This window comes from Bradyrhizobium sp. CFUWI (genome assembly GCF_056429085.1).
In genome coordinates, this window is the sequence record NZ_JBWJZE010000192.1 from 1 (window position 1) to 453 (window position 453).

Here is a 453-nt window from a genome sequence, read left to right on the forward strand (position 1 = left end):
CAGCCCGCCGGACGTGGAACTGCTCGGCGAGATGGCCAAGGTGTCGGCCGCGGCGCACTGCCCGTTCATCGCCGGTGCCTCGCCCGCGATGATGCAGATGGATTCCTGGCAGGAGCTCGCGAACCCGCGCGACCTGACCAAGATCTTCACCAACACCGAATACGCCGCATGGCGCAGCCTGCGCGACTCGGACGACTCCAAGTACATCGGCCTGGCGATGCCGCGCTTCCTGGCGCGCCTGCCGTACGGCGCCAAGACGAACCCGGTGGACGAGTTCGACTTCGAGGAAGAGACCGCCGGCGGCGACCACAGCAAGTACGCCTGGGCCAACTCGGCCTACGCGATGGCGGTGAACATCAACCGCTCGTTCAAGTACTACGGCTGGTGCACCTCGATCCGCGGCGTGGAGTCCGGCGGCGCGGTGGACAACCTGCCCGCGCACACCTTCCCGAC

General features: G+C 67.5%; 1 protein-coding gene. It reads left to right on the forward strand.

The genetic code is table 11. The features are described 5' to 3' along the window. The coding region (locus AC066S_RS39370) for a type VI secretion system contractile sheath domain-containing protein (protein WP_478271992.1) at window positions 1-453 on the forward strand (453 nt) is incomplete at both ends.